25 protein-coding genes are annotated in these 24,070 nt (G+C 68.3%); 5 read left to right on the top strand and 20 right to left on the bottom strand.

Annotated elements, in window-relative coordinates; translation table 11 throughout:
• Window positions 1-12: 12 nt before the first annotated feature.
• The 6 genes from map to dxr form a co-directional block, all read right to left on the bottom strand.
• On the bottom strand, window positions 13-870 hold the full coding sequence (gene map / locus ACY48E_RS12005) for a type I methionyl aminopeptidase (protein WP_462872406.1): 858 nt from the start codon (window positions 868-870) through the stop codon (window positions 13-15).
• Between the two features lie 17 nt (window positions 871-887).
• A complete protein-coding gene (locus ACY48E_RS12000; RefSeq protein ID WP_462872405.1) occupies window positions 888-2,675 on the bottom strand; it encodes a penicillin-binding transpeptidase domain-containing protein in 1,788 nt (595 codons plus the stop codon).
• 42 nt (window positions 2,676-2,717) lie between these two features.
• Complete coding sequence (locus tag ACY48E_RS11995; protein WP_462872403.1) at window positions 2,718-3,554, bottom strand: GNAT family N-acetyltransferase; 837 nt, start codon at window positions 3,552-3,554, stop codon at window positions 2,718-2,720.
• A gap of 111 nt (window positions 3,555-3,665) precedes the next feature.
• Complete coding sequence (gene ispG / locus ACY48E_RS11990; protein WP_462872402.1) at window positions 3,666-4,823, bottom strand: flavodoxin-dependent (E)-4-hydroxy-3-methylbut-2-enyl-diphosphate synthase; 1,158 nt, start codon at window positions 4,821-4,823, stop codon at window positions 3,666-3,668.
• A gap of 62 nt (window positions 4,824-4,885) precedes the next feature.
• Window positions 4,886-6,109, bottom strand: a complete 1,224-nt coding sequence (locus ACY48E_RS11985; protein ID WP_462872401.1) for a M50 family metallopeptidase — start codon at window positions 6,107-6,109, stop codon at window positions 4,886-4,888.
• 6 nt (window positions 6,110-6,115) lie between these two features.
• Window positions 6,116-7,300, bottom strand: a complete 1,185-nt coding sequence (gene dxr, locus ACY48E_RS11980; RefSeq protein WP_462872400.1) for a 1-deoxy-D-xylulose-5-phosphate reductoisomerase — start codon at window positions 7,298-7,300, stop codon at window positions 6,116-6,118.
• 67 nt (window positions 7,301-7,367) lie between these two features.
• Between dxr and ACY48E_RS11975 the strand changes: the two genes are divergently transcribed.
• Complete coding sequence (locus ACY48E_RS11975; RefSeq protein ID WP_462872399.1) at window positions 7,368-7,904, top strand: DUF1990 family protein; 537 nt, start codon at window positions 7,368-7,370, stop codon at window positions 7,902-7,904.
• Window positions 7,905-8,010: 106 nt separating this feature from the next.
• On the top strand, window positions 8,011-8,259 hold the full coding sequence (locus tag ACY48E_RS11970) for a DUF2631 domain-containing protein (protein WP_462872398.1): 249 nt from the start codon (window positions 8,011-8,013) through the stop codon (window positions 8,257-8,259).
• A gap of 7 nt (window positions 8,260-8,266) precedes the next feature.
• Here the strand turns inward: ACY48E_RS11970 and rlmN are convergent, their stop codons facing one another.
• Window positions 8,267-9,382, bottom strand: a complete 1,116-nt coding sequence (gene rlmN / locus ACY48E_RS11965; protein WP_462872397.1) for a dual-specificity RNA methyltransferase RlmN — start codon at window positions 9,380-9,382, stop codon at window positions 8,267-8,269.
• Window positions 9,383-9,439: 57 nt separating this feature from the next.
• Between rlmN and ACY48E_RS11960 the strand changes: the two genes are divergently transcribed.
• Both ACY48E_RS11960 and ACY48E_RS11955 read left to right on the top strand, forming a co-directional pair.
• Window positions 9,440-9,829, top strand: coding sequence for a LapA family protein (locus ACY48E_RS11960; RefSeq protein WP_462872396.1), 390 nt, complete (start codon window positions 9,440-9,442; stop codon window positions 9,827-9,829).
• Window positions 9,830-9,926: 97 nt separating this feature from the next.
• The gene (locus ACY48E_RS11955) at window positions 9,927-10,757 is read left to right on the top strand and encodes an HpcH/HpaI aldolase/citrate lyase family protein (RefSeq protein WP_462872395.1); all 831 of its coding nucleotides are present in this window, start codon (window positions 9,927-9,929) and stop codon (window positions 10,755-10,757) included.
• Between the two features lie 19 nt (window positions 10,758-10,776).
• Here the strand turns inward: ACY48E_RS11955 and ACY48E_RS11950 are convergent, their stop codons facing one another.
• From ACY48E_RS11950 to rpsB, 6 genes are all read right to left on the bottom strand, one after another.
• Window positions 10,777-11,460 carry a class I SAM-dependent methyltransferase gene (locus ACY48E_RS11950; protein WP_462872394.1) on the bottom strand — a complete coding sequence of 228 codons (684 nt, stop codon included), beginning with the start codon at window positions 11,458-11,460 and terminating at the stop codon, window positions 10,777-10,779.
• A gap of 17 nt (window positions 11,461-11,477) precedes the next feature.
• Window positions 11,478-12,338, bottom strand: coding sequence for a phosphatidate cytidylyltransferase (locus ACY48E_RS11945; RefSeq protein WP_462872393.1), 861 nt, complete (start codon window positions 12,336-12,338; stop codon window positions 11,478-11,480).
• Window positions 12,339-12,896, bottom strand: coding sequence for a ribosome recycling factor (gene frr, locus ACY48E_RS11940; RefSeq protein ID WP_462872392.1), 558 nt, complete (start codon window positions 12,894-12,896; stop codon window positions 12,339-12,341). It lies immediately after the preceding gene.
• Between the two features lie 53 nt (window positions 12,897-12,949).
• Window positions 12,950-13,675, bottom strand: coding sequence for a UMP kinase (pyrH, locus tag ACY48E_RS11935; RefSeq protein ID WP_462872391.1), 726 nt, complete (start codon window positions 13,673-13,675; stop codon window positions 12,950-12,952).
• A gap of 129 nt (window positions 13,676-13,804) precedes the next feature.
• A complete protein-coding gene (gene tsf, locus ACY48E_RS11930; protein WP_462872390.1) occupies window positions 13,805-14,629 on the bottom strand; it encodes a translation elongation factor Ts in 825 nt (274 codons plus the stop codon).
• A gap of 150 nt (window positions 14,630-14,779) precedes the next feature.
• Complete coding sequence (gene rpsB / locus ACY48E_RS11925; RefSeq protein WP_462872389.1) at window positions 14,780-15,637, bottom strand: 30S ribosomal protein S2; 858 nt, start codon at window positions 15,635-15,637, stop codon at window positions 14,780-14,782.
• Between the two features lie 319 nt (window positions 15,638-15,956).
• Here rpsB and ACY48E_RS11920 point away from each other — a divergent pair, with 319 nt between their 5' ends.
• Entirely contained in the window at window positions 15,957-16,484 is a 528-nt protein-coding gene (locus tag ACY48E_RS11920; protein WP_462872388.1) for a M23 family metallopeptidase, read from the top strand.
• On the opposite strand, the gene ACY48E_RS11915 is transcribed toward ACY48E_RS11920, so the two are convergent.
• From ACY48E_RS11915 to ACY48E_RS11885, 7 genes are all read right to left on the bottom strand, one after another.
• Window positions 16,470-17,498: a MinD/ParA family ATP-binding protein gene (locus ACY48E_RS11915; protein WP_462872475.1), complete on the bottom strand. Its 1,029-nt coding sequence runs from the start codon at window positions 17,496-17,498 to the stop codon at window positions 16,470-16,472. The genes ACY48E_RS11920 and ACY48E_RS11915 overlap by 15 nt on opposite strands.
• 1,187 nt (window positions 17,499-18,685) lie before the next feature.
• Window positions 18,686-19,621 carry a tyrosine recombinase XerC gene (locus ACY48E_RS11910; protein ID WP_462872387.1) on the bottom strand — a complete coding sequence of 312 codons (936 nt, stop codon included), beginning with the start codon at window positions 19,619-19,621 and terminating at the stop codon, window positions 18,686-18,688.
• Window positions 19,596-20,354 carry a siderophore-interacting protein gene (locus ACY48E_RS11905; protein ID WP_462872385.1) on the bottom strand — a complete coding sequence of 253 codons (759 nt, stop codon included), beginning with the start codon at window positions 20,352-20,354 and terminating at the stop codon, window positions 19,596-19,598. Before ACY48E_RS11905 ends, ACY48E_RS11910 begins: the two co-directional genes overlap by 26 nt.
• Before the next feature lie 126 nt (window positions 20,355-20,480).
• On the bottom strand, window positions 20,481-20,819 hold the full coding sequence (locus ACY48E_RS11900; protein WP_462872383.1) for a histone-like nucleoid-structuring protein Lsr2: 339 nt from the start codon (window positions 20,817-20,819) through the stop codon (window positions 20,481-20,483).
• A 243-nt stretch (window positions 20,820-21,062) separates the two neighbouring features.
• Window positions 21,063-22,208 (bottom strand): DNA-processing protein DprA, encoded by a 1,146-nt coding sequence (dprA, locus tag ACY48E_RS11895; protein WP_462872382.1) that lies wholly within the window; start codon window positions 22,206-22,208, stop codon window positions 21,063-21,065.
• The gene (locus tag ACY48E_RS11890; RefSeq protein ID WP_462872381.1) at window positions 22,205-23,713 is read right to left on the bottom strand and encodes a YifB family Mg chelatase-like AAA ATPase; all 1,509 of its coding nucleotides are present in this window, start codon (window positions 23,711-23,713) and stop codon (window positions 22,205-22,207) included. Before ACY48E_RS11890 ends, dprA begins: the two co-directional genes overlap by 4 nt.
• Window positions 23,713-24,066, bottom strand: coding sequence for a YraN family protein (locus ACY48E_RS11885; RefSeq protein WP_462872380.1), 354 nt, complete (start codon window positions 24,064-24,066; stop codon window positions 23,713-23,715). Before ACY48E_RS11885 ends, ACY48E_RS11890 begins: the two co-directional genes overlap by 1 nt.
• Window positions 24,067-24,070: the final 4 nt, after the last annotated feature.

The following is a 24,070-nucleotide window of genomic DNA, read 5'->3' as shown; positions in this document are numbered from 1 at the left end:
GGGAGCGCGCGATCAGGCAAGCGTCAGGATCTCGGCACCGGTGTCGGTGACCACCAGGGTGTGCTCGAACTGCGCACTCCACGAGCGGTCCCTGGTCACCACGGTCCACCCGTCGTCCCACATGTCCCACGCGATGCCACCGAGGTTGATCATCGGTTCGATGGTGAAGGTCATACCCGGTTCGATCACGGTGTCGACCGATGGCTGGTCGTAGTGCAGCACCACCAGACCGTTGTGGAAGGTGGTGCCGATCCCGTGCCCGGTGTAGTCCTCCACCACCCCGTACCCGAAGCGGTGGGCGTAGGACTCGATGACCCGACCGATCACGTTCAGCGCTCGGCCCGGCCGCACCGCCTTGATCGCTCGCATCGTGGCCTCGTGAGTGCGCTCGACGAGCAGGCGCGCCTCCTCCGAGACGTTCCCGGCGAGGAAGGTCGCGTTGGTGTCACCGTGCACACCGTCCATGTAGGCCGTGACGTCGATGTTGACGATGTCGCCGTCCTCGATCACCGTCGAATCCGGGATGCCGTGGCAGATGACCTCGTTGAGCGACGTGCAGCACGACTTCGGGAATCCGCGGTAGCCCAGGGTGGACGGGTACGCGCCGTGATCGAGCATGTACTCGTGCGCAATGCGGTCGAGCTCGTCGGTGGTCACACCGGGGGCGACGGCTCGACCGGCCTCCGCCAGCGCCCCGGCGGCGATCCGGCTCGCGACACGCATCTTCTCGATGGTCTCCGGCGTCTGCACCCACGGCTCGCTGCCTTCGTTCGCCGTCGGCTTCCACGCATATTCCGGTCGCTCGATGCTGGAAGGAACCTGACGGATCGGTGTCGGGGTTCCAGGCGCTAGCGCGGTACGAACTGGCATACGGGCCAGCTTAACCGTCAGTAGCCTTCGGGCAGCGCGGTCATCATGTCCCGCGTGACGGCGACGGCGTTGTCGGAACTGCCGCCGCGAACGACCAGTGTTGCGAACGCGAGGTCGCCGCGGTAGCCGACGAACCAGGCGTGCGAGCCGCCCTCGACCTCGGCCTCGCCCGTCTTGCCGTACACCTCGCCCTGATCGGCGATGCGTTGTGCCGTGCCGCTGGTGACCACCGTGCGCATCATCGAGCGCAGCCCGTCGACCATCGCCGGATCGATCGGTGGGTGATCGCCGGTGACCGCGGTGTCGTCGCCGATGATCAGGCGCGGAACAGGGGTGGATCCACGATCGACGGTCGCGGCGGCCAACGCCATCCCGAACGCCGAGACCAACACCTTGCCCTGACCGAAGCCGTCCTCGGTGCGCTGAACCATGTCGGCGGCGGGGGGAACCGACCCCGATTCGGTGGGTAGCCCCACCACCGTGTAGTCGGGGCCGATCCCGAACTTCGACGCCGAGACCGTCAGCGCATCGGCGGGCAGTTCGCTGGCGAGTTTGGCGAACGAGGTGTTGCACGATCGTGCGAACGCCGTGGTCATCGACACCGTGCCGAGCGCGAACTCGTTGTAGTTGGGGATGCTGCGCTCACCGATCTCGATGCGACCCGGGCACGGGACCGGCGTGTCCGGGGTGGCCAGCCCGGTCGAGATGGCTGCGCCGGCGGTGATCATCTTGAACGTCGATCCGGGCGGATACAGTCCGGTCGAGGCCAGCGGACCCTCCCTGTCGGCCGCGGCGTTCTGCGCGACGGCCAGGATGTCGCCTGTCGAGGGCTTGATCACCACCATCATCGTCTGATCGGGGCGCGCGTTCACCGCGTTCTGGGCGGCCACCTGAACCGGCCGATCGAGACTGATCGACAGCGACGGAGCCGGTTTGGGTGCGGTCTCGGTGAGGACGCCGACGTCGCTTCCGGTCGAGTTGACCGCCACCACCGACCACCCGGCCGCGCCGTCGACCTGATCGATGATCGACTTCTTGACCTGACCGATCAGCTCGGGCGCGAAACTCGGGTCCGAGGGCACCAGATCCGCCTCGTCCGACACCGTGACACCCGGCAACTCGGTGAGCGCAGCGGAGAGTCTCTGATAGTCGTTGTCGCTCAACGTGATCAGCTGATACGGCCCGGATGCCGCGGTGGCCGACTCCACGATGGACTGCGCGGTAAGCGTGGGATCGACGGGTGCGAGCAGCCCCGCCAGAGCGGTCGCGACACCGACACGATCGGACACTGCACCCACATCGAGACGCACGCGGTGCACGGTGCCCGGAATCAGGACCTCCGACCCCGACTGCTCGTTCACCCGCGCGCGCGGCGCCGCCGTCGACCGCAGCGTCATCGACTGCCCGTCCCCGAGTCTCGGGTGCAGCTCGGCCGGGGACCACCGCACCATCCACCGACCACCGCGGCGGCCCATCTGCAGTTGGCCGTCGTAGCTCCACACGCGGTTCTTCGGCAGGTGCCAGGTGTAGGTGTACCCGACCGTGGCGGTGTCGCCGTCGACCGCCACGGCACCCGACCGGGCCTCGACCGACTCGGCCTGCAACCCGGTGAACACCGACGTCAGAGCCGCCGACGCCGCAGCCGAGTCGTCCGTCGTGGCGGCGGCGGCGGCGATGTCGCGCGATCCGAGAGCGGCGAGGAACGCATCGGCGGCCTCACCCGGCCCCTGCGACTGCGGGGCGCACGCCACGGTCCCCGCAACGAGGGTCAGCGCGATCATCAGAGCAGCCGGACGGTAGTTCATCAGGACTCGATGGTAAGCCGGGCCCAGCGTGAAACCCGGTATTCAGTCGAGGAGAACGGTCGTGAATGTCCCGACGCGCTCGAAGCCCACCCGCGCGTATGCCCGTCGGGCAGCGGTGTTGAAGCTGTTGACGTACAGGCTGGCCACCCGTCCGCCCGCGACCACGTGCTGGGCCACCGCAGCGGTTCCCGCCGCACCGTGCCCACGACCGCGGAAGAGCGGGTGCACCCACACACCCTGGATCTGACCGACCGTGCTCGAGAGCGAGCCGACCTCTGCCTTGAACACCACCCGACCCTCCTCGAACCGCGCCCACGCGCGGCCCGCGGTGATCAGGCCCGCGATGCGGCGCCGGTACGCTCGCCCACCGTCACCGGCACGGGGGTCGACGCCCACCTCCTCGATGAACATCTCGACCGCCGCCGACAGGTACGAGTCGAGGTGCTCGATGGTGACTCGACGAACCCCGGAATCGCCCTCGATGGCCGGGGGTCCGCCGAGCGCGAGCAGAGGTTGCTCGGCACGCAACTCGCGTGGCGACCCCCACTGTGGCTCGAGCATCTCCCACAGCGGCAGGGTGTACTCGGCGCGGCCCACCAACGACGAACACAGTCTCGGCCCACGGCTCGCGCGCTCGGCGAAGGACCGCAGATCGTCGACACCACCCCGCAGCGGAACGAGATTCGCCCCGGCGTAACAGAGGGACTCCTCGGGGCCGCCTCGGCTCCACAGCTCGCCGTGGATCAGGCGCGGATCGACCCCGTTCTGCTCGACCCGCGCCGCCACCATGCACGAGCCGATGGGGTCCCGTGCAAGCGCACGCAGGGTCGCTTCGGTGTCACGAGAGGTCAGTGGCCTGGCACCGAGGATCTTCAGCATGCCAGAGCACCTTTCACCGTCGGCTTCGCCGAGTGTGCCACGAACACCGTCCCCCCGTGGCCCGATTGACCGACGCCGCCGACGCGCCCGACCCTCCGGCCGCGACGGCGATCAGCCGACGGACACCACCGGCGACCCGGACCCGCTCTCGCCCTCCATCTCCTCGGCGATGCGCATGGCCTCCTCGATGAGAGTTTCCACGATCTGCGCCTCGGGGACGGTCTTGATCACCTCACCCTTGACGAAGATCTGGCCCTTGCCGTTACCCGATGCCACACCGAGATCGGCCTCGCGCGCCTCACCGGGGCCGTTGACCACGCAACCCATGACGGCGACCCGCAGCGGGATCTCCATACCTTCGAGACCAGCGGTGACCTCGTCGGCGAGCTTGTAGACGTCGACCTGGGCGCGCCCACACGACGGGCACGAGACGATCTCGAGCTTGCGTGGACGCAGGTTGAGCGACTGCAGGATCTGGTTGCCCACCTTGATCTCCTCGGCCGGCGGCGCCGACAGCGACACGCGGATGGTGTCGCCGATCCCGTCGGCCAGCAGCGCACCGAAGGCGACGGCCGACTTGATGGTGCCCTGGAATGCCGGTCCGGCCTCGGTCACACCCAGGTGGAGCGGGTAGTCGCACTGCGCCGCGAGCTGGCGGTAGGCCTCGACCATGATCACCGGATCGTTGTGCTTGACCGAGATCTTGATGTCGCCGAACCCGTGCTCCTCGAACAGGCTCGCCTCCCACAGTGCGGACTCGACGAGCGCCTCCGGGGTGGCCTTGCCGTACTTCTTCATCAGGCGCGGATCGAGCGAGCCGGCGTTGACACCGATGCGGATGGGGATACCGGCGTCACCGGCAGCCTTGGCCACCTCGGCAACCCGGCCGTCGAACTCCTTGATGTTGCCCGGGTTGACCCGCACGGCGGCGCATCCGGCGTCGATGGCAGCAAAGATGTAGCGCGGCTGGAAGTGGATGTCGGCGATCACGGGAATCTGCGATTTGCGGGCGATGGTGGCCAGTGCGTCGGCATCCTCCTGGCGCGGACATGCCACCCGAACGATGTCGCAGCCCGACGCGGTGAGCTCCGCGATCTGCTGGAGCGTGGAGTTGATGTCGTGAGTCTTGGTGGTGCACATCGATTGCACCGAGATCGGCGACTCGCTGCCCACCCCCACCGAACCCACCTGCAGCTGGCGCGTGGCTCGACGTGGAGCGAGGACGGGAACCGGTGCCGCCGGCATCCCGAGTCCGACTGTGTTGGTCACGATGTCCTTCTCACTTGTAGTCCTGCTCAGTTTTTTGCCCGGGGCCCTGCCGACCACTCTAGCTATCGGAAGAGCTGGATCGGATTGACGATGTCGGCGGTGAGCGTGAGCAACATGAATGCGCCGCCGATCACGATCACCACGTACGTGGCGGGCATCAGGCGCTTGTAGTCCACCGGCCCGCCCGGTGCCAGCCCCCGCAGACGACGCACCCGGTCGCGCACCCGTTCGAACAGGGTCACCGCAATGTGACCGCCGTCGAGCGGGAGCAGCGGCAGTATGTTGAAGGCGCCGAGGAAGAAGTTCAGGCTCGCGAGAAGCCCGACGAACACCTCCCACAGCCCGCGCTCGGCGGCCTGACCGCCGATCACCGAGGCACCCACGACGCTGATCGGCGTGTTCGGATCGCGAGCGTCGCCGGTGATGGAGTTCCACAGCGCCACCACCTTGCCCGGCAGGTTGACGATCGCCTTGGCGGTCTCGACGAAGATGAAACCGGTGTAGTCGGCTGCTCCCCGGACGGCCGTCACCGGGTTGTACTGCAGGTTCGGCGGGACGTCGGTGCGAATGCTCATCCCGATCGCACCCACGGTGGTCGAGGTCAGAGCACCGGTGTCTGCGTTCTTGACGTACCGCTGCACCTGCACCAACTCGACGGGGATCGTCAGGGTGGATTCTCCGCGCCGCACGGTGACCTGCACGGTTCCCGATCTCGGCTGCAGGGCGGCAACCACGTCGGAGCTGGTGCTGGTGGCCGTTCCGTCGACGGCGGTGATCACGTCCCCGGTCTCGAGGCCGGCCTGCTGCGCCGGCCCGGGACCGGTGCACGGAGCAAGAGTGCCGTTCTCGGCCTGGGTGGGAGCCGCACACGAGAGAGCACCGACCGAGGCGGTGGTGGGGGTGTCCCGATCGGGCAGGCCCCAACCCAGTGCCAGCGAGTAGACCAGCGCGAAACCCAGGGCGAAATTCATCCCGATGCCCGCCGACATCACCAGAACCCGCTTCCACGTCTTCTGCTTGTACATCGCGCGGTCGACCTCGTCGGGCGCAAGTTCATCCGAGGAGGTCATCCCTGCGATGTCGCAGAATCCGCCCGCCGGGACGGCCTTGAGTCCGTACTCGGTCTCACCTCGGCGGAACGAGAGGATCCGGGGCCCGAACCCGATGTAGTACCTGCGGACCTTCATGCCCGTCGCGCGGGCGGCCCACATGTGACCGGCTTCGTGCAGGGCCACCGAGACGCCGATGCCCACGGCGAACAGGACGAGTCCGAAGAAGAACGCCATCTCCGATCAGCTCCCGACGCGTGTCGAGGTGGTGACGCGCCGTACCAGCTCCGACGCCTGGCGACGCGCCCAGCCGTCGGCGGCGAGCACCTCGTCGACGCTGGTGGGATCGCCGGTCCACTGCAGCGCAGCAGCCTCGACCACCTCGCCGACGATGGCGACGATCTCGGGGAATCGGATCTGCCCCGCCAGGAACGCCTCGGCGGCCACCTCGTTCGCGGCGTTGTAGACGGCAGTGGTGGATCCGCCGAGAGTTCCGGCGCGGCGCGCGAGCGCGACGGCGGGGAACACCGCGTCGTCGAGCGGCTCGAAGGTCCACGTGGCGGCGGTGGTGAAGTCGCACGCCGGTGCGGCCCCGGCGATGCGGTCCGGATGACCGAGCGCCCAGGCGATCGGCAGACGCATGTCGGGCGGACTGGCCTGCGCCAGGGTGGACCCGTCGGTGAACGTGACCATCGAGTGCACGATCGACTGGGGGTGCACGGTCACGTCGATACGGTCGTACGGCACGCCGAACAGCAGATGCGCCTCGATCAGCTCCAAACCCTTGTTCACCAACGTCGCCGAGTTCAGGGTGTTCATCGGGCCCATCGACCACGTCGGATGCGCCGCGGCCTGCGCGGGAGTGACATCGAGGAGGTCCCCGGCGCTCCACCCCCGGAACGGACCTCCCGACGCTGTCAGGATCAGACGGTCGACCTCGGCGGCCGTCCCGCCGAGCAGGCACTGCGCCATGGCCGAATGCTCGGAGTCCACGGGCACGATCTGGCCGGGCGCGGCGGCGGCGAGCACCAGCGACGCGCCCGCCACCAGCGACTCCTTGTTCGCCAGAGCCAGCCGAGCGCCCGATTCGAGCGCGGCGAGGGTCGGCGCCAGACCCACCGAGCCCACCAGCGCGTTGAGCACCACGTCCGCGGGGACGTCGCGGACCAGTCGGGTGGCGGCGTCGGGGCCGGTGTAGGTGCCATCGGGCAGGACGGACGAGACAGCGACGTCGGCTACGGCGACGGCACCGACGGCGAACTCGGCGGCCTGGCGCGCCAGGAGTTCGGCGTTGGCGCCGCCGGCAGCGAGGCCCACCACCTCGAACCGGTCGGGCCGCGCTGCCATCACCTCGAGAGCCTGGGTCCCGATCGACCCGGTGCTGCCCAGGACGAGAACCCTCGTTCGCTGCTGATCCACGGGCTCCATTGTGCGCCACGAGCGCCGGTGACCCACGCAACGGTGCTCGACCTCCGCGTGCGGGCAGGATGGCCCCATGGACATCAGCCGGTACCTCGAGCGGCCCTTCAGCTACGACGCGGTCGGAATTCTCGCCCGCCACCCCGACGCGGACTCGCTCGCACAGGCGCCCGAGGCCGCACGGTTCCATCGCGTCGAGGTCCACGAACCGATCGGGTCGGGACGGGCCGTGTTCGAGGAGGCCGGACGGCGAATCCTGCACTGGGACATGCACCGCGGGGCCGGGCTGGCGGTACGGGCCACGGCGACACCGGCCGAGGCCGACGCCGTGGTGGTGCTTCGACTGGGGCCTCTGCCCGTGCCGTGCCGGGTCATCGCGGCCGAACACGGGCCGACGCGGCGCGGGTTCGTCTACGGCACGCTGCGGGGTCACCCGGAGAGTGGCGAGGAGTCGTTCCACGTGGAGTTCGATCCCACCACCGGGCAGGTCAGCGCTCACATTCGGGCGATCTCGCGGCCGGGCAACCCGCTCGTTGCGGTCGGTGGACCGATCAACCGCCTGGCTCAGTCGATCATCACCCGTCGCTACGTCCGAGCCCTGACCTCGCCCTGACCCGGGTGGGTGCCATCGGCGGACTCCAGCCGGGGTGGTGACCACTACGCGGCGTCGTATGCCAGTATTGCGAGCGGTACCCCATCGAAGTGCAGAGGTGATCATCGTGAAAAGCGAGACCGAGTTCCAGCTGGAGAAGGATGCGGCCGCGGACGTTCCGTCTCATGCGTGGGGATGGAGCGGCGAGGCTCCGAAGGCCTTCCGCATCATCGGATGGGTCGTGATCGCCATGCTGCTGGTGCAGCTGATCGGCAACCACCAGGGTCGCGTCGAGGACTGGTGGCTGCTCGGGATCGCTGGGCTGCTCGCCGGCAGCCTCGTCGTGGACCTCTACCGGCGCCGAACACGCCGCTAGGTCTCCGCTAGCGTTCGTCCGCTGCGAGTTGTCCGCACGCCGCAGCAATCTCCTGACCGCGGGTGTCGCGCACGGTGCACGAGACCCCCGCGGCGTCCACACGTCGGACGAATTCGTCCTGCACCTCGCGCGGACTGGCATCCCACCGACTGCCCGGCGTCGGATTGAGTGGGATGAGGTTCACATGAACCTTCGGTCCCAGCGCACGATGAAGTTTCTTGCCCAGTAGATCCGCTCGCCAGGGCTGATCGTTGACATCGCGGATCAGCGCGTACTCGATGGAGACGCGGCGGCCGGTGACGTCGGCGTAGTACCGGGCAGCGGCCAGCACCTCGGCGATCGGCCAACGGTTGTTCACCGGCACCAGGGTGTCTCGCAGTTCGTCGTCCGGGCAGTGCAGCGACACGGCGAGGGTCACGGTCAGTCCCTCGTCGGCGAGCCGTCGGATCGCCGGGGCCAGCCCTACCGTGCTGACCGTGACCGAACGCTGCGAGAGCCCGAATCCCCGCGGAGCAGGCGAGACGATACGGCGCACGGCCGCCACCACCCGCGAGTAGTTGGCCAGCGGCTCCCCCATGCCCATGAACACCACGTTGGACAGCCGTCCCGCACCTCCGGTGACGACGCCGTCGCGCAGGTCGGCCGCGGCCGAACGAACCTGATCCACGATCTCCGCCGTCGACAGGTTGCGGGTGAGCCCGGCCTGTCCGGTGGCGCAGAACGGGCACGCCATGCCGCACCCGGCCTGACTCGAGATGCAGAGCGTGGCCCGATCGGGGTAGCGCATGAGCACGCTCTCGATGAGCGTGCCGTCACCCGCCCGCCACAGGGTCTTGCGGGTGTCCCCGCCGTCGCACTGCAGGTGGCGGATCGGGTCGAGCAACCGTGGGAGCAGCTCGCGGCCCACGCTCTCGCGCGCAGCGGAGGGCAGATCGGTCATCGTGGTGGTGTCGGCCTCGAGTCGCCCGTAGTAGTGCCGCGCGAGTTGATCCGCACGAAAGGCGGGCAGACCGATATCGACCACCGCGGCCCGCAACTGCTCGTCGTCGAGGTCGGCCAGGTGCCGAGGGGGCATCCCGCGGCGCGGAGCGGTGAAGACGAGGGGCAGCGAGGCAGGTGTCATGGTGGCACCAGTGTCGCCCGGCGGCGTGCTCGCGTGCAATCGGCGCGGTTGTCGGACATGATCACTGTCGTGGCAGCCGCGGCGAAGAAGCATCCAGACCATGATCCCGACACCACTGCGGACGAGGAGGTCATCGCACCCGGTGTGGAGACCGCGCGCGACGCCGTGCCCCGCACCGGCGGCGATCCGACCGCGGGACCGGGGGTCACCCGCGCCGCTGCGACGTGGTCCGGTCTCGTGGCCGGTGCGCTGGTTCTGGTGTTGCTGCTGGTGTTCATCGTCCAGAACATCGACCGTGTGCGGGTGAACCTGTTCCTGTGGACGGTCGATCTGCCGCTCGGGGTGACCATCCTCATCGCCGCCATCGCCGGGGCCCTGGTGATGGCCGCCGCGGGCAGTATCCGAATCCGGCAGGTACGCAAGGCCGCCAAGCGCGCATCCGCCTGAGCGCTGGGCAGCACGTCCGCTGCCGGTCGGACCGACCTCGGAAGGGATAACGGTGTTGCCTGCGATCTCCGCTGATCTGGCTCGGTCGTGGTTGCTCGTGCCGGCGACGAGACCGGAACTCTTCGACGCCGCGGTGTCCTCGCCGTCGGATGCGGTCATTCTCGACATCGAGGACGCGGTGATCCCCTCGGCCAAACCGGCCGGACGCGACTCGGTGGTGGCCTGGCTCGCGGGCGGCGGATCCGCCTGGGTCCGCATCAACGACATCACGACCCGTTACTGGGCCGACGACCTCGCCGCACTGGCCGGGCTGACCGGTCTGCAGGGGGTGATGCTGGCCAAGACCGAATCGGCGGAGCAGGTCCAGGAGACCGCGGCACGCCTGCACACCGGTGCCCGGGTGCTCGCGCTGGTGGAGACCGCGATCGGTATCGAGGCGGCAACGGACATCGCGAGGGCCCGAGCAAGTTTCCGACTCGCCTTCGGCAGCGGCGACTTCCGCCGGGACACCGGCGCCTCGGATGCGCCCGAGGCGCTCGCCTACGCGCGGTCGCGCCTGGTCGTCTCGAGCCGGGTGGGCCGACTGCCCGGCCCGATCGACGGCCCCACCGTGCCGACCACCGGTACCACGTCCACCGGCATCACTTCCATCCAAGACACGGCCGACGGCGACGAGCAGGCGCTTGCCGCCGGCTGTGCAGTCACGGTGGCGATGGGAATGACGGGCAAGCTGTGTATGCAGCCGGAGCAGGCGAACGTGGTCAACCGCGTCCTGGCACCGACATCCGAGCAGGTGGGCTGGGCCCACCAGGTCATCGAGGCAGTGGGTGAGAACGGCGAGCGGGTACGCGATGGCGCCGACCTACCGAAGCTGGCGACCGCGCGCAGGATCGCTCACCGCGCCAGAGTCTTCGGCGTCAGCGCGTAGCGGGATCGGCCCTCGGGCGTCACGTATCGGCCCGCCGGGTGTGGATCCGGTAGCGCACGGCGAGCGAGAGGCCCGGCATCGATGCCGCCGCCCTGGCCGCAACCGGGGCGGAGAACTCGATCCCCAGCACCGCGTCGAGCTCGCGGCGTTCGCGGAACACCCAGCGCGTATCGACGCGCTCGATGTCGAATCCCTGCGCGGCGAAGAAGCTCTCGACGCGGCCGGGGTCGTAGTTCGGCATGTCCTGGCGCATCCACCGGCCGTAGTCGTGCGCGGTGGCGTCGAGGTCGACGACGACCAGAACGCCGCCAGGACGCAGCACCCGCATCGCCTCGGTGATGCCGGGGCCGCAACCCGGGCCGAAGAAGTAGGCGGTACGCGCGTGCACCACGTCGACCGAACGCGGTGCCAGCCCGGTGCGCTCGGCACTGCCACCGATCACCCGCACGTTCGGCAGGTGCGAGGTGCGATCCGCAGCGCTGCGCCGCAGACCCTCGTGCGGTTCGAGGCCGACGACGGAGGCGGCGTCGAAGGCGAACATCGGCAGGTGGAATCCCGTGCCGCATCCCACATCGAGGACATCACGGCCCGCCCAGTCCGCGACCCGCCGCAGGGCTGCGCTGACGGCCGCGTCCGGGTCCTGGGCTCGATTCTCGATCTCGTAGATCTTCGGCCAGTTCCAGATGTTCGGGCTCGCGATCACGCCCGGCGCACGACGCCTCACACGAAGGCGGTCAGGACGATCCAGGTCACCAGCGCGGACGGCAGCACGGAGTCCAGACGATCCATGATTCCGCCGTGCCCGGGCAGCAACGTGCCCATGTCCTTGATGCCGAGATCACGCTTGATCTGAGATTCGACGAGGTCGCCGAGCGTGGCCGTGACCACCACGGCCACACCGAGCACGATGCCGATCCACGGATGGGCATGCAGCAGCAGCGTCACCGTCAGCAATGACCCGACCACGCAGAACAGAATGGACCCGGCGAACCCCTCCCAGGACTTCTTCGGGCTGATCGCGGGCGCCATGGTGTGTTTGCCGAACAGCACACCGGCCACGTAGCCGCCCACGTCGGAGCACACGACGGCGATCATCAACACCAGGACGCGACGGCCGCCGTCGTCGTCGAGAATCATCAGGGTGGCGAACGAGGCGAACAGGGGTAGCCAGGCCAGCACGAACACCGATACAGCGGTGTCTCGCAGGAAGTTCTGCGGAGAGGCCGACAGGCCGCCGGCCACCAACCGCCAGACCATCAGGACGAACGCCGTCACCGCGAACGCGGCCACGGAGCCCACCGCGCCGAACGGCCACGACAACCAGATGATGGCCTGGCCGCCCACGATCAGCGGTATCCACGTGACGTGGATACCGTTCTCACCCAGGCGCCGCGTGACTTCCCACGTGGCTGTGGCCAGAGCTATCGCCGCAACTCCGATGAACACCGTCGGGACGGCGATCAGGACCACGATGAGCATGACCCCCAGGGCACCGCCCACCGCGATTGCCGCGGGCAGGTTGCGCCCGGCCCGCGAGGCGGGCGGCCCGGACCGCGGAGTGCTAGTCGACGGAGGACTCACTCATACCTCCATCAGTTCCGCTTCCTTGTTCTTGACTATCTCGTCGATGGTCGAGACGTACTTCGCCGTGGTCTTGTCCAGTTCCGCCTCGGCGCGCGTGACGTCGTCCTCCCCCGCCTCGCCGTCCTTCTGAATTCGCTTCAGTTCGTCCATCGCCTTGCGCCGGACGTTGCGAATGGACACCTTGGCGTCCTCGCCTTTGCCCTTGGCTTGCTTGACGTAGTCGCGGCGGCGTTCCTCGGTGAGCTGCGGGATGGACACGCGAATGATGTGTCCGTCGTTGGTGGGATTGACCCCGAGATCGGAGTTGCGGATGGCGGTTTCGATGGCGCCCAGCTGTGACTGCTCGTAGGGCTTGATCACCACCAGCCGAGCCTCGGGAACCGAAATCCCGGCGACCTGTGTGATCGGCGTCGGCGATCCGTAATAGTCGATCACCACACGGTTGAACATCCCCGGATTGGCACGACCCGTGCGAATTGCCTGCAGGTCGTTCTGCGCGACCGTGACGGCCTTCTCCATCTTCTCCTCGGCGTCGAAGAGAGCTTCATCGATCACGGTGTTCCTTTCCGGTGCGTGTCGACCGATCGGTGCTGCCCGACCAGGCGGTGCTATCTGACCAGCGTTCCGATCTTCTCACCACGGACCGCGCGAGCAATGTTGCCCTCGGTCAACAGGTTGAAGACCATGATTGGCATCTTGTTGTCCATACACAGCGAGAAAGCGGTGGCGTCCGCAACCTTGAGGCCCTTCTCGATCACCTCACGGTGCGAAATATGGTCGAAGAGCGTCGCCGACGGGTCGACCTTGGGATCGGCGGAGTACACGCCGTCGACCGCCTTGGCCATCAGGACCACCTCCGCGCCGATCTCGAGCGCCCGTTGGGCAGCGGTGGTGTCGGTGGAGAAGTACGGCATGCCCATGCCCGCGCCGAAGATGACCACCCGCCCCTTCTCCAGGTGCCGCTCGGCCCGGAGCGGAATGTACGGCTCGGCCACCTGCCCCATGGTGATCGCCGTCTGCACGCGGGTCGCAATGCCCTGCTTCTCCAGGAAGTCCTGAAGGGCAAGACAATTCATGACCGTACCGAGCATGCCCATATAGTCCGACCGCGACCGGTCCATGCCTCGCTGCTGCAGTTCGGCACCGCGGAAGAAGTTGCCGCCACCGATCACCACGGCCACCTGGACGCCCGAGTTCACCACGTCGGCGATCTCCTCGGCCACCTTCTGAACCACATCCGGATCCAGACCCACCTCGCCCCCACCGAACATCTCCCCGCCGAGCTTGAGGAGAACGCGGTGGAAGCCGGGACGCTCGGGTGCCGGGTCGGTCATGACTCTCCTAGGTTCGTCTCGCCGAACCGAGCCGCGCGATTCGGATCCTGCTGACATCCTGCCTCATGGCCCACCTACGCCGGTGCCGCCCACCCGAAGGATGGACGGCACCGGCGTGGGGCGAGCCGATCAGTGCGAGCCGACCTCGAAACGCACGAACCGAGTGATGGTCACACCCGCTTCCTCGAGCAGCGCCTTGACAGACTTCTTCGAGTCCTGCACCGACGACTGCTCGGTGAGCACGACGTCCTTGTAGAACCCGTTGACGCGTCCCTCGACGATCTTGGGCAGAGCGGCCTCGGGCTTGCCTTCCTCGCGCGCAGTCTGCTCGGCGATCCGACGCTCGTTCTCGACGATGTCGGCCGGTACCTCGTCGCGAGTGACATAGGTGGCCTTGAGAGCGGCAACCTGCATCGCTGCGCCGCGGGCGGCTTCGGCCGCAGCCTCGCCGTCACCGGTGTACTCGACCAGCACACCCACGGCCGGCGGAAGGTCGGCGCTGCGCTTGTGCAGGTAGGTCGCCACGGGGCCGTCGAAGGACACCACGCGGCGGATCTCGAGCTTCTCGCCGATCTTGGCCGAGAGCTCCTGCAGAGCCCCGCCGACAGTGCTGCCGCCGAGCTCGAGCGCCTCGAGCGCGGCGACGTCGGCGGGCTTGCCCACAGCGGCAACATCGGCGACGGACTGCGCGAACGCCTGGAACTCGTCGTTCTTGGCAACGAAGTCGGTCTCGGAGTTGATCTCGACCAGAACGCCGTCCTTGGCGACGACGAGGCCCTCGGCCGTGGAACGCTCGGCACGCTTGCCGACGTCCTTGGCGCCCTTGATACGCAGCTGCTCGACGGCCTTGTCGAAGTCCCCGTCGTTGTCGGCGAGGGCGTTCTTGCAGTCCAGCATTCCGGAGCCGGTGAGCTCACGGAGCCGCTTGACGTCGGCTGCGGTGTAGTTCGCCATGGTGGCGAGCCTCCTAGTTGTTCGAAAGTCGGGGGTGTCTTGTGGTGCGGGTGACTGACGTGCTGGTGACTGTGGTGCGGGTGACTGGGGTGCGGGTGGCGCAGACGCGACTCGGCCCCGGTCAGACCATCCTGACCGGGGCCGCGTCGATCACGCCTGTGCGGGTGTGTCGTCGGTGGCGGCAGCCGGCGCAGCAGCATCCTCGGCCACGACGGCGTCGGCGGCAGCAGGTGCAGCCTGAGCGAGCTGCTCGAGCTCCCACTCGGCCAGCGGCTCGCCGGCCCCGACCTCCGGCTTGTCGTCGGACGCGGTGTTGCGGGCAGCACGAGCCTGCACACCCTCGGCGACGGCGGAGGCGACGACCTTGGTCAGCAACGCCGCTGATCGGATGGCGTCGTCGTTGCCCGGGATCGGGTAGTCGACGACATCGGGATCGCAGTTGGTGTCGAGAATCGCGATCACCGGGATGTTGAGCTTGCGAGCCTCGCCGACGGCGATGTGCTCCTTGTTGGTGTCGACGATCCAGACGGCAGAGGGCACCTTGGCCATGTCGCGGATACCGCCGAGGGTGCGATCGAGCTTGGTCATCTCACGCGTGAGCATGAGGATTTCCTTCTTGGTACGACCCTCGAAGCCACCGGTCTGCTCCATCGACTCGAGTTCCTTGAGCCGCTGCAGACGCTTGTGGACGGTGCTGAAGTTGGTGAGCATGCCGCCCAGCCAGCGCTGGTTGACGTAGGGCATGCCCACGCGGGTGGCCTCGGCGGCGATGGATTCCTGCGCCTGCTTCTTGGTGCCCACGAACAGGACCGAACCGCCGTGCGCGACGGTCTCCTTGACGAACTCGTAGGCCTTGTCGATGTAGGTCAGGGTCTGCTGCAGGTCGATGATGTAGATGCCGTTGCGATCGGTGAAGATGAAGCGCTTCATCTTCGGATTCCAACGACGGGTCTGGTGCCCGAAGTGTGCGCCGCTGTCGAGCAGCTGCTTCATGGTTACAACAGCCATGGCTGAGGAACTCTCTTTCGTTGTGCCGGTTGCCGCCGCGAGCAGGTGCTCTCGGCCCTGGCGTCCGTGGCCCCCGGACCCTGCAGAGAAGGACCAGCCGGAGGCGATGTGTGCCGAGCCGTGGGCCCGGAACGCGAACGCGCGAAGTCGACCCGTGCACGCACAGGCCGCACGGAAAGTGTACGTCCTGCCCACCCCTGCGCCTAAACGCCCTGACCTGCCGCGTTCTGTCAAGAGGGGGCCCGCTGCCCCGGGGATGAACCGATCCGGTATCCCCGGGCGATGCCATTTGCTGCCGCGGAGGACGAGAGTTGCGCGAATGCGCCCTGTCCGCCGGACCATCGACATCAGCACCGCCGTCGTGTTGGCCGTCGCCGTGTTCGCGCCGATCCAGCTGCTCGGTGTCGGACCCGCCGAAGCCGAGACACGCGATCGCTTCGACTGGCCGTTGCGGCCTCGTCCGGCGCTGACGCGAGCATTCGACAACCCCGACCACGACTGGCTGCCCGGGCACCGCGGCGTCGACCTGGCCGCCACCGAGGGGCAGTCGGTGCGCAGCGCCGGCGAGGGCATCGTGGTGTTCGCCGGGACACTGGCCGATCGACCGGTGATCTCCGTGGAGCATCCGGGCGGTCTGCGAACCACCTACGAGCCGGTGGAGCCGAGCGTGCGGATCGGCGAGCGGGTGCTCCCGGGAACGACCCTCGGGACGCTACGCAGCGGCCACGAGGGCTGCACGGCCGCGGCATGCCTGCACTGGGGAGCGCGCCGAGGTCGGGAGTACCTGGACCCGACTCGACTGGTGCTCGCCGCGGTGATCCGACTCGAGCCGCTACAGCCCTGGTGAGGAGTGCCGACCGCCGGAATCGGGGAAGTCGTCCGAGACCATGGCCGCGAGGTCCAGAAATGCCCGTCGCGTGCGGGGACGCAGCCGTTCGAGGTCGACGATCGACCCCTCTGCGAGGTGCTCGTCGAACGGGATCACCACCACGGCCCGGCAGCGCGCCAGGAAGTGACGAGTGAGCTCGTCCATGTCGACGCTCGCCGCGCCCGGGCGATGCGCGCTGATCACCACGACCGTGCGCTCGACGAGATGCGAGTACCCGTGCAAACCCAACCAGTCGAGCGTCGCGGCAGCGCTGCGCGCGCCGTCGACGGCGGGCGAGCTGACGAGCACGAGCGAATGGGCCAGGCTGAGCACACCGCTCATCGCCGAGTGCATGATCCCGGTTCCGCAGTCGGTGAGGATCAGGTTGTAGTGCACACGCAGGATCTCGATGACACCGCGGTAGTCGGCCTCGGTGAACGCCTCCGACGCAGCGGGGTCACGCTCACCACCGAGAACCTCGAGGCGGCTCGGCGCCTGCGAGGTGTGCTCGCGAACATCGGAGTACCGACTGATGTCCGGACCGGCCGCCAGCAGGTCTCGCACCGTGGACTTGGTCTGCTGCGGCACCCGCTCGGAGAGGGTCCCGAAATCGGGGTTGGCATCGACGGCCACCACGTTGTCGCCGCGCAGGGATGCGAAGGTCGATCCCAGCCCCACCGTCACGGTCGTCTTCCCCACACCGCCCTTGAGGGAGAGGATCGCGATCCGGTAATCGCTCCGGATCGGCTGGCGCACCCGCTCGGTCTGGGCCTCGATGCGCTGGGCCGCCGTCGGATCGCCGGGGTTGCGCACGTTGGCGGTGAGCTTCTGCAGCCCCCGACGCCACCCGCCGCGGACCGGTTTGCCGGGGTTCTCGTTGAGCAGCGCATCCGAACCCAGATCGTCGCTGGTGACCTTGCGCCGCACCGAGGTACGGCGGCTCGAACCCGCGCTCCCCCATCCGGCGTAGTCTGCTTCGCTCGCGTCGGGCATAGGTGCGCGCACCGGCTGAAGATCGAACTTGGGGTGGTCGATGCGCGGAGGTACGGACACGTGCGGCGGCTCGGGAACCGGTGGCACGGGTGAGGGCCGGGTGACGGCCACGCCCTCGTCGGCGAGCGCTGGTCCACCGAAACCGGCAGCCGGGAAACCTGCGCCTGGCACGTCGTGCCGCGACCACTCGGTGCTCGCAGTCGACCTCCCATCCGCTGCCGCACCGACGGCGTAGGAGTCCGGTTGATCGACGGTGGGGGGCTCGGCGGTCGGCGCGGCCGACTCCACGTCCGGCGTCGAAGCTGCTGCGCCGGGGGTGTCATGCGTTGCGCCCCGGCCGCCGCCGAAGTCAGGTTCCCCGAAGTTCGGCGCAACGAACTTCGGCCCACCGAAGTTCGATACGCTCGCCGTCGCATCCGGGTCGTCGAAATCGGGAACCTCGTAGACGGTGACGCCCTCCTCGTACCGCACGGTCGGACCGCTCCCTCCGTAGCCGATGTCGTCGGTCGTGTCGTGATCCGTCGCCCCCCGAGCGGCAGTGCCGCTGTCGTTGGAGCGATAGTCGGATGTTCGGTAGTCGGAGCCGGCAACCTCGGCGGTTCCGGAACTCTCCGAACGGTAATCGGCGGTGCGGTAGTCGGAGCCGCTGAAATCGGCAGTGCGATAGTCCGAGGTGCGGTACTCCGAAGCCTCGTACTGCGGCGTCTCGTACTGCGAAGCCTCGTACTGCGGCGCCTCGTAGGTGGGCACCTCGTAGCTCGGTGGAACGTAGCCAGCAGATCCGTAGCTCGAGGACTCGTAGTAGGACGCCCCGTATCCGGGCGACTCGTACGTCGCCGGGTCGTAGCGCGGCGTGTCGAAGCTGCTCTCGAAAGACATGGCATCGAAGGCCGACGGATTTCGATACCCGCCGGTGGTGGATGTGGAACCCTCGCCGGGCAGTGGCGGCGGCGCCCAACCGGGCGAGTTGTCGGTAGTGAAATCGGCGGCCGAGGTGTTGGAGTCGGCAGCCGCCGAGCTGTCCCGATCACTGTGCTGGCGATCCACGACCCTCCCTCGTGTCGATCGTGCCGTCTCGCGCAGTCGAGACCGGAACAACCCGGCACCCGAGATTGAGCGTGTGAAATCGACCTACGTGTTGAACAACGCTACCAAATATCGACCAGTGGTCCGAACCGTGTCGGCAACTATGCGCGCGGGTGGGCCTGGTCGTGCACGCTGCGCAAACGCTCGACGGAGACGTGTGTGTACAGCTGTGTCGTGGCCAGGCTCGCGTGGCCGAGAAGTTCCTGGACCACGCGCAGGTCCGCGCCGCCCTCGAGCAGGTGCGTTGCGGCGGTGTGCCGCAGACCGTGCGGCGAGAGGTCTGGTGTACCGGGTACCGCGGTCAGGGCACCGTGCACCACCGCGCGCGCCTGACGCTGGTCCAGACGACCACCTCGACGACCGATGAGCAGCGCAGAACCCGATCGCGGCCCGGCGAGCCGAGGTCTACCGCGGTCGATCCATGCGGTCAGCGCTTCCGCGGCCGGGACTCCGTAGGGCGCCACACGTTCTCTGTCACCTTTGCCCAGCACCCGCACGAGGCGTCGACCGTGATCGACATCCCCCAGATCGAGACCACACAGCTCACCGACCCGGATCCCGGTGGAGTAGAGCAGTTCGAGGATCAGCCGATCCCGTAGAGCCATGGGATCGTCGGACTCGGACCCCACGGTGGCGGCGCGGAGCACGGCGTCGGCCTGGTCGCGCCGCAAGACCGGTGGCAGGACCCGGTGGGCGCGGGGCGCCGTCAGTCGCCGCCCGGGATCGTCCACCGCGTAACCCCGCGAGTGCATCCACGCCGTGAAGGTGCGCGCCGACGACACTCGACGCGCGAGCGTGGTGCGTGCCAGCCCCGCACTCGACTGAGCGGCCAACCAGGATCGGAGATGGCCGAGCGAGATGGATGCACCCGGATCGGCGGCGCGCACGTGAGCGAGGACGCTGCGCGCGTCGGCAAGGTAGGCGCGCACTGTGTGCTCCGAGCGGGCTCGCTGAAGTCGCAGATGCACGGCGTACTCCTCGAGAACGTCCGCCTCGGCATGTTCCGGTTGGTCAGGGTTCGGTGACGGCGAACTCACGCTTCCACTCCCTGAACCCCTCCTCGGTGCGACCTCGGCGCCAGTACCCCGAGATGGAGGCGTCCTCCGCCGGAACTCCCCGTTCCCGGCGAACGTACCGACGGAGGTTCTGCATCACCGCACTCGCCTCGCCGTGGATGAACACGTGAGGACGCCCGTCCAGCCACGGCGCCGAGCGCACGGCCCGAACCAGCGGCGCGCGATCACCGGACACGTCCTCAGTGGCGGCGTCGGACGATACTCCCCGGTGCAGCCACGTGACCACCACACCTTCCGGCGCGGCCAGGGGTAGCTCGTCGTCGGGTCCGCCGACCTCCAGGAAGGCGTAACCAACCGCGTCCGGCTCGAGCGCTTCGAGCGCAGCGGCGATGGCGGGGAGAGCCGACTCGTCGCCGGCGAGCAGGTGCCACGCTGCCGTCGGATCCGGCCGGTACGCACCGCTTGGACCGAAGAAAGTGACCGTGGCACCGGGCTCGACGGATGCCGCCCACGGCCCGGCCACACCGGCGTCGCCGTGGACGACGAAATCGATGGCGATCTCGCGCGCCACGTGGTCGATCGACCGCAGCGTGTAGGTGCGCAGCACGGCGTCGTCGGGTGAGCGTGGGTCCGGCAATTCGAGCTTGACGTATGCGTCCGTGTAATCGACCGGCACCAGAGCGTCGAAGCCCGGACCCCCGAGGTGGATACGGACCAGGTGAGCACTCAGGCGTTCGGTGCGCACGACCGACATTGTGGTGGACGGTCTCGCCGACCTCGCCCCCGACGAATTGGCCGGCGTCTCCTCGTTCGGGGTCATGTGGTGGGGATCATCGTGGTCGCACCTCTGAGTTCGGCGAAGCGGTTTCCGAACGCGGCACTACCGTGCGGCGTCGTATGCGTCCTGGATCTCCTGGCTGATCCGGCCCCGTGCGCTGACGTTGAAGCCGTTGTCCTTGGCCCATGCCCGAACGTCCTGCAGGTTCTGGCGTGACTTCTTCGGCGCCGCCGCGCCGCGGCGAGACTTACGGCCACCGACCCTTTCGGCATGCTCGATCCAGAATGCGAACTGGTCATAGAGTTCGTTCGCATGCTTGTGGTTGAGATCGATGGTGTAGTTGACCCCCCCGATCGAGAATTCGACCGTCTCACCCTGTCCGTCCTTGATGACAGATCCGTCGACATCGTCGATCATTTGCACAGTGGTTCGCCGCGCCATGGACATTCTCCTCTTGGTTTCGGACTCGCTTCCGACAAGATAGCAGGATTGCGAGCGGTCAGACCGGAGAAGAGACGATTGTCGAATCCATTCCACGGTAAGCCTCCGGGGCCATCGGGACGCGGAATAGTCGCGATTCGGACATCTATCCCGACATATGTTGTGCCACAGCGCAATACTGCTGCATTCCCGATCGACACGAACCACGCGGTCGTCTTTCTTCTCGAAACTTTTCGCGGCGTGTCACCGCCCTGGACCCGAAAGGCGAAACCATCCGGTCTCGTCCCGTCCGACATACCCGTCCAATTCGAGCAGGCCCAGCGCCGCGCGCACCTCCGAAACCACGATGCCGGAACGCTCGGACAATTCGACAGGGCTGGACGACCCGGCCGGTGCGAGGGCATCGAGCAACAGCCGAGAGCGCTCCGGCAACTCGTCGGTGCGGCGCCGGAACAGGTGATCGAGTTCACCTCCGACCGCCCCGACGGGACCAATTTCGGCAACCACGTCGTGTGCGCAGGAGACCAGTCTCGCCTCACCCTCTCGAATCATTCTGTGGCAGCCGGTGGACCGCGGAGAGTTCACCGGACCCGGCACCGCCACCACGGGTCGTCCGGCCGCACGCGCCCAGGATGCGGTGTTGCGCGCACCGCTGCGCCATCCCGCCTCGACCACGACGACGCCCGCTCCGAATGCGGCGACGAGTCGATTCCTGGCCAGGAACCGGTGTTTGGCCGGGGTGGTGGCCGGGGCGTACTCGCTGACCACCAGACCGGACTGTGCGATGCGGTCCAGCAGCTTGCGATGACCGGACGGATACGCGCGGTCGACTCCGCACGCCAGAACTGCAACCGTGGTGCCGCCGACCCCCAGGGCCGCGCGGTGCGCAGCGCCGTCGATGCCGATCGCAGCACCGGACACTATGGTCCACCCGTCCAGGGCCAGATCGCCGGAGATCTCGCCCGCGACATGGTCGCCGTAGGCACTGGAGTCTCGCGTACCGACCACGGAGACAGAGGTTTCCGTCACCTCGGCCAGGCTGCGCGACCCGAGGACCCACAGACCCAGCGGTGGCACCCGATCGGCTCGGGTGGCGAACTGCGGAGTACCGAGCGCCAGCAAGCGCCACGACGGCCATTCGTCATCGGTGGGCAGGACCAAGCGCCCACCCAGCGCCTCCACCGCTTCGAGATCTTCTGCGCCGCAATCGAAATGCGCGCGAGCGGCGACCCTCCTGCGAACCTCGTCGGACACATCGCCGGTTCGCACCGCCTCCGCCGCGGCCGAATACCCCAGCTGCGCAACGAGATCGTTGATCTCGCGGGAGGGCCCCTGGGCCACGCGCGAGAGGTAGGCGGCGCCAAGCCGATCCGCATCGGTCGTTGTCATGCCGCACTCCGATCACGGAAGTCCATCGCGGACATCACCTCGTCCGCACCCGGGCTGCTCGATCCCCCCAGATCGGCGAGCGTCCAGGCGATCCGAAGAATCCTGTCCGCCCCCCGCGCGGTCACCACACCGCGACGGAGAGCACGTTCGAGCGGCGCCAACGCGGGCGGCGGCAATCGAAAGTCCTGCCGCAGCGCCGGGCCCGGCAACTCGGCGTTGGTCCGAAACCCCAGACGCGACCATCTCGCCAGAGCTGCGTCGCGGGCGGCGACCACGCGCGAGCGCACCACATCGGTGGACTCCCCCGGCTCGTCGGTGAGTGTGCCATTGGCCTGGCCCAGCATCGTCACCCGCAGGTCCACCCGATCGAGGAGCGGCCCCGACAGTCGAGACAGGTACCGGCGCCGCACGGTCGGCGCACACGTGCAGTCGGCCGTCCGCGCAGACGCACACGGACACGGATTGGCAGCGAGGATCAGCTGGAACCGGGCCGGGTACCGAGCGACCCCGTCACGACGGGCGATCCGCACCTCGCCGTCCTCGAGCGGCGTCCGCAGCGACTCGAGCACCCGCGGCGCCATCTCGGCGCACTCGTCGAGGAACAGCACACCGCGGTGTGCTCGGCTCACCGCACCCGGTTTGGCCAGCCCGGTTCCGCCACCGACGAGCGAGCTGAGCGAACTCGAATGGTGTGGGGCGATGAACGGGGCGGTGGTGATCAGCGGCGACGAGTCGGTGAGCGTGCCCGCGACCGAATGGACGGCCGTGACCTCGAGCGCCTCGTCCTCGCTCAGATGCGGCAGGATCCCGGGTAGACGCTGCGCCAGCATGGTCTTCCCGATGCCCGGCGGCCCGGTGAGCATCACGTGGTGAGCTCCTGCGGCCGCGACCTCGATTGCCCACCGCGCCTCGTTCTGACCCACCACGTCCGCGAGGTCACCGGCGTGGCGTACGGGCGCCGGGGGCTGCGCCGTCGGGACCTCGAGGGTGCCGGTTCCGCGCGCCCACGCGATCACCTCACCGAGGTGACGTGCCCCGAGAACCTCGATTCCGCCGACCAGGCCGGCCTCGGCGAGGGCCGCGCTGGGCACCACCACCCTGCTCCAGCCGGCCCGGCGAGCAGCGAGTACCGCGGGCAGAACACCACGGACCCTGCGCACCCGCCCATCGAGAGCGAGTTCACCCAGTAGGACCGTCGACGACACCGGTTCACGTGGGACGTCCTTGGCTGCCACGAGAACCGCCGCCGCGAGCGCAAGGTCGTACACCGAACCCATCTTCGGCAGCGTCGCCGGAGACAGCGCCAGAACGACCTTGGAGTTGGGCCACCCCCAACCGCTGTTGACCACCGCCGCCCGAATGCGATCCCGCGACTCCTGCAGCGCGGTATCGGGCAGACCCACCACGTGCACGCCGGGCAGACCCCGGCCGATGTCCGCCTCGATCTCCACGATCACGCCGTCGACACCGACGACGGCCACCGAGAAGGCCCTGCCGAGCGCCATCAGAACGCCTCACGGACGTACGAGAGCAGCGGAGTCCCAGCGGGCGCCACGCGCACGCCGACGACATCGAACCGCACCGCACCGCGACTGTGCGGGTGATCGGCCAACCACAGTCCCGCGAGGCGACGCAGGGTGCGCTGCTTGGATCGGGTGACGGCCGCCTCCGGCGAACCGAACCGGTCGGTGGTGCGGGTCTTGACCTCGATGAAGACGGTGACGTCGCCGTCGCGGGCGATCACGTCGATCTCCCCGTACCGGCAGCGCCAGTTGCGTCCCACCACCTCGAGACCCAGAGCGGTCAGGAACTCGACCGCGGCGTCCTCACCCAGAGAACCCAGTGCAGCTGTGGACATTCGA

It is taken from the genome of Rhodococcus sp. AZ1, assembly GCF_054979605.1.
This window is presented reverse-complemented; position numbering and strand designations above follow the sequence as displayed.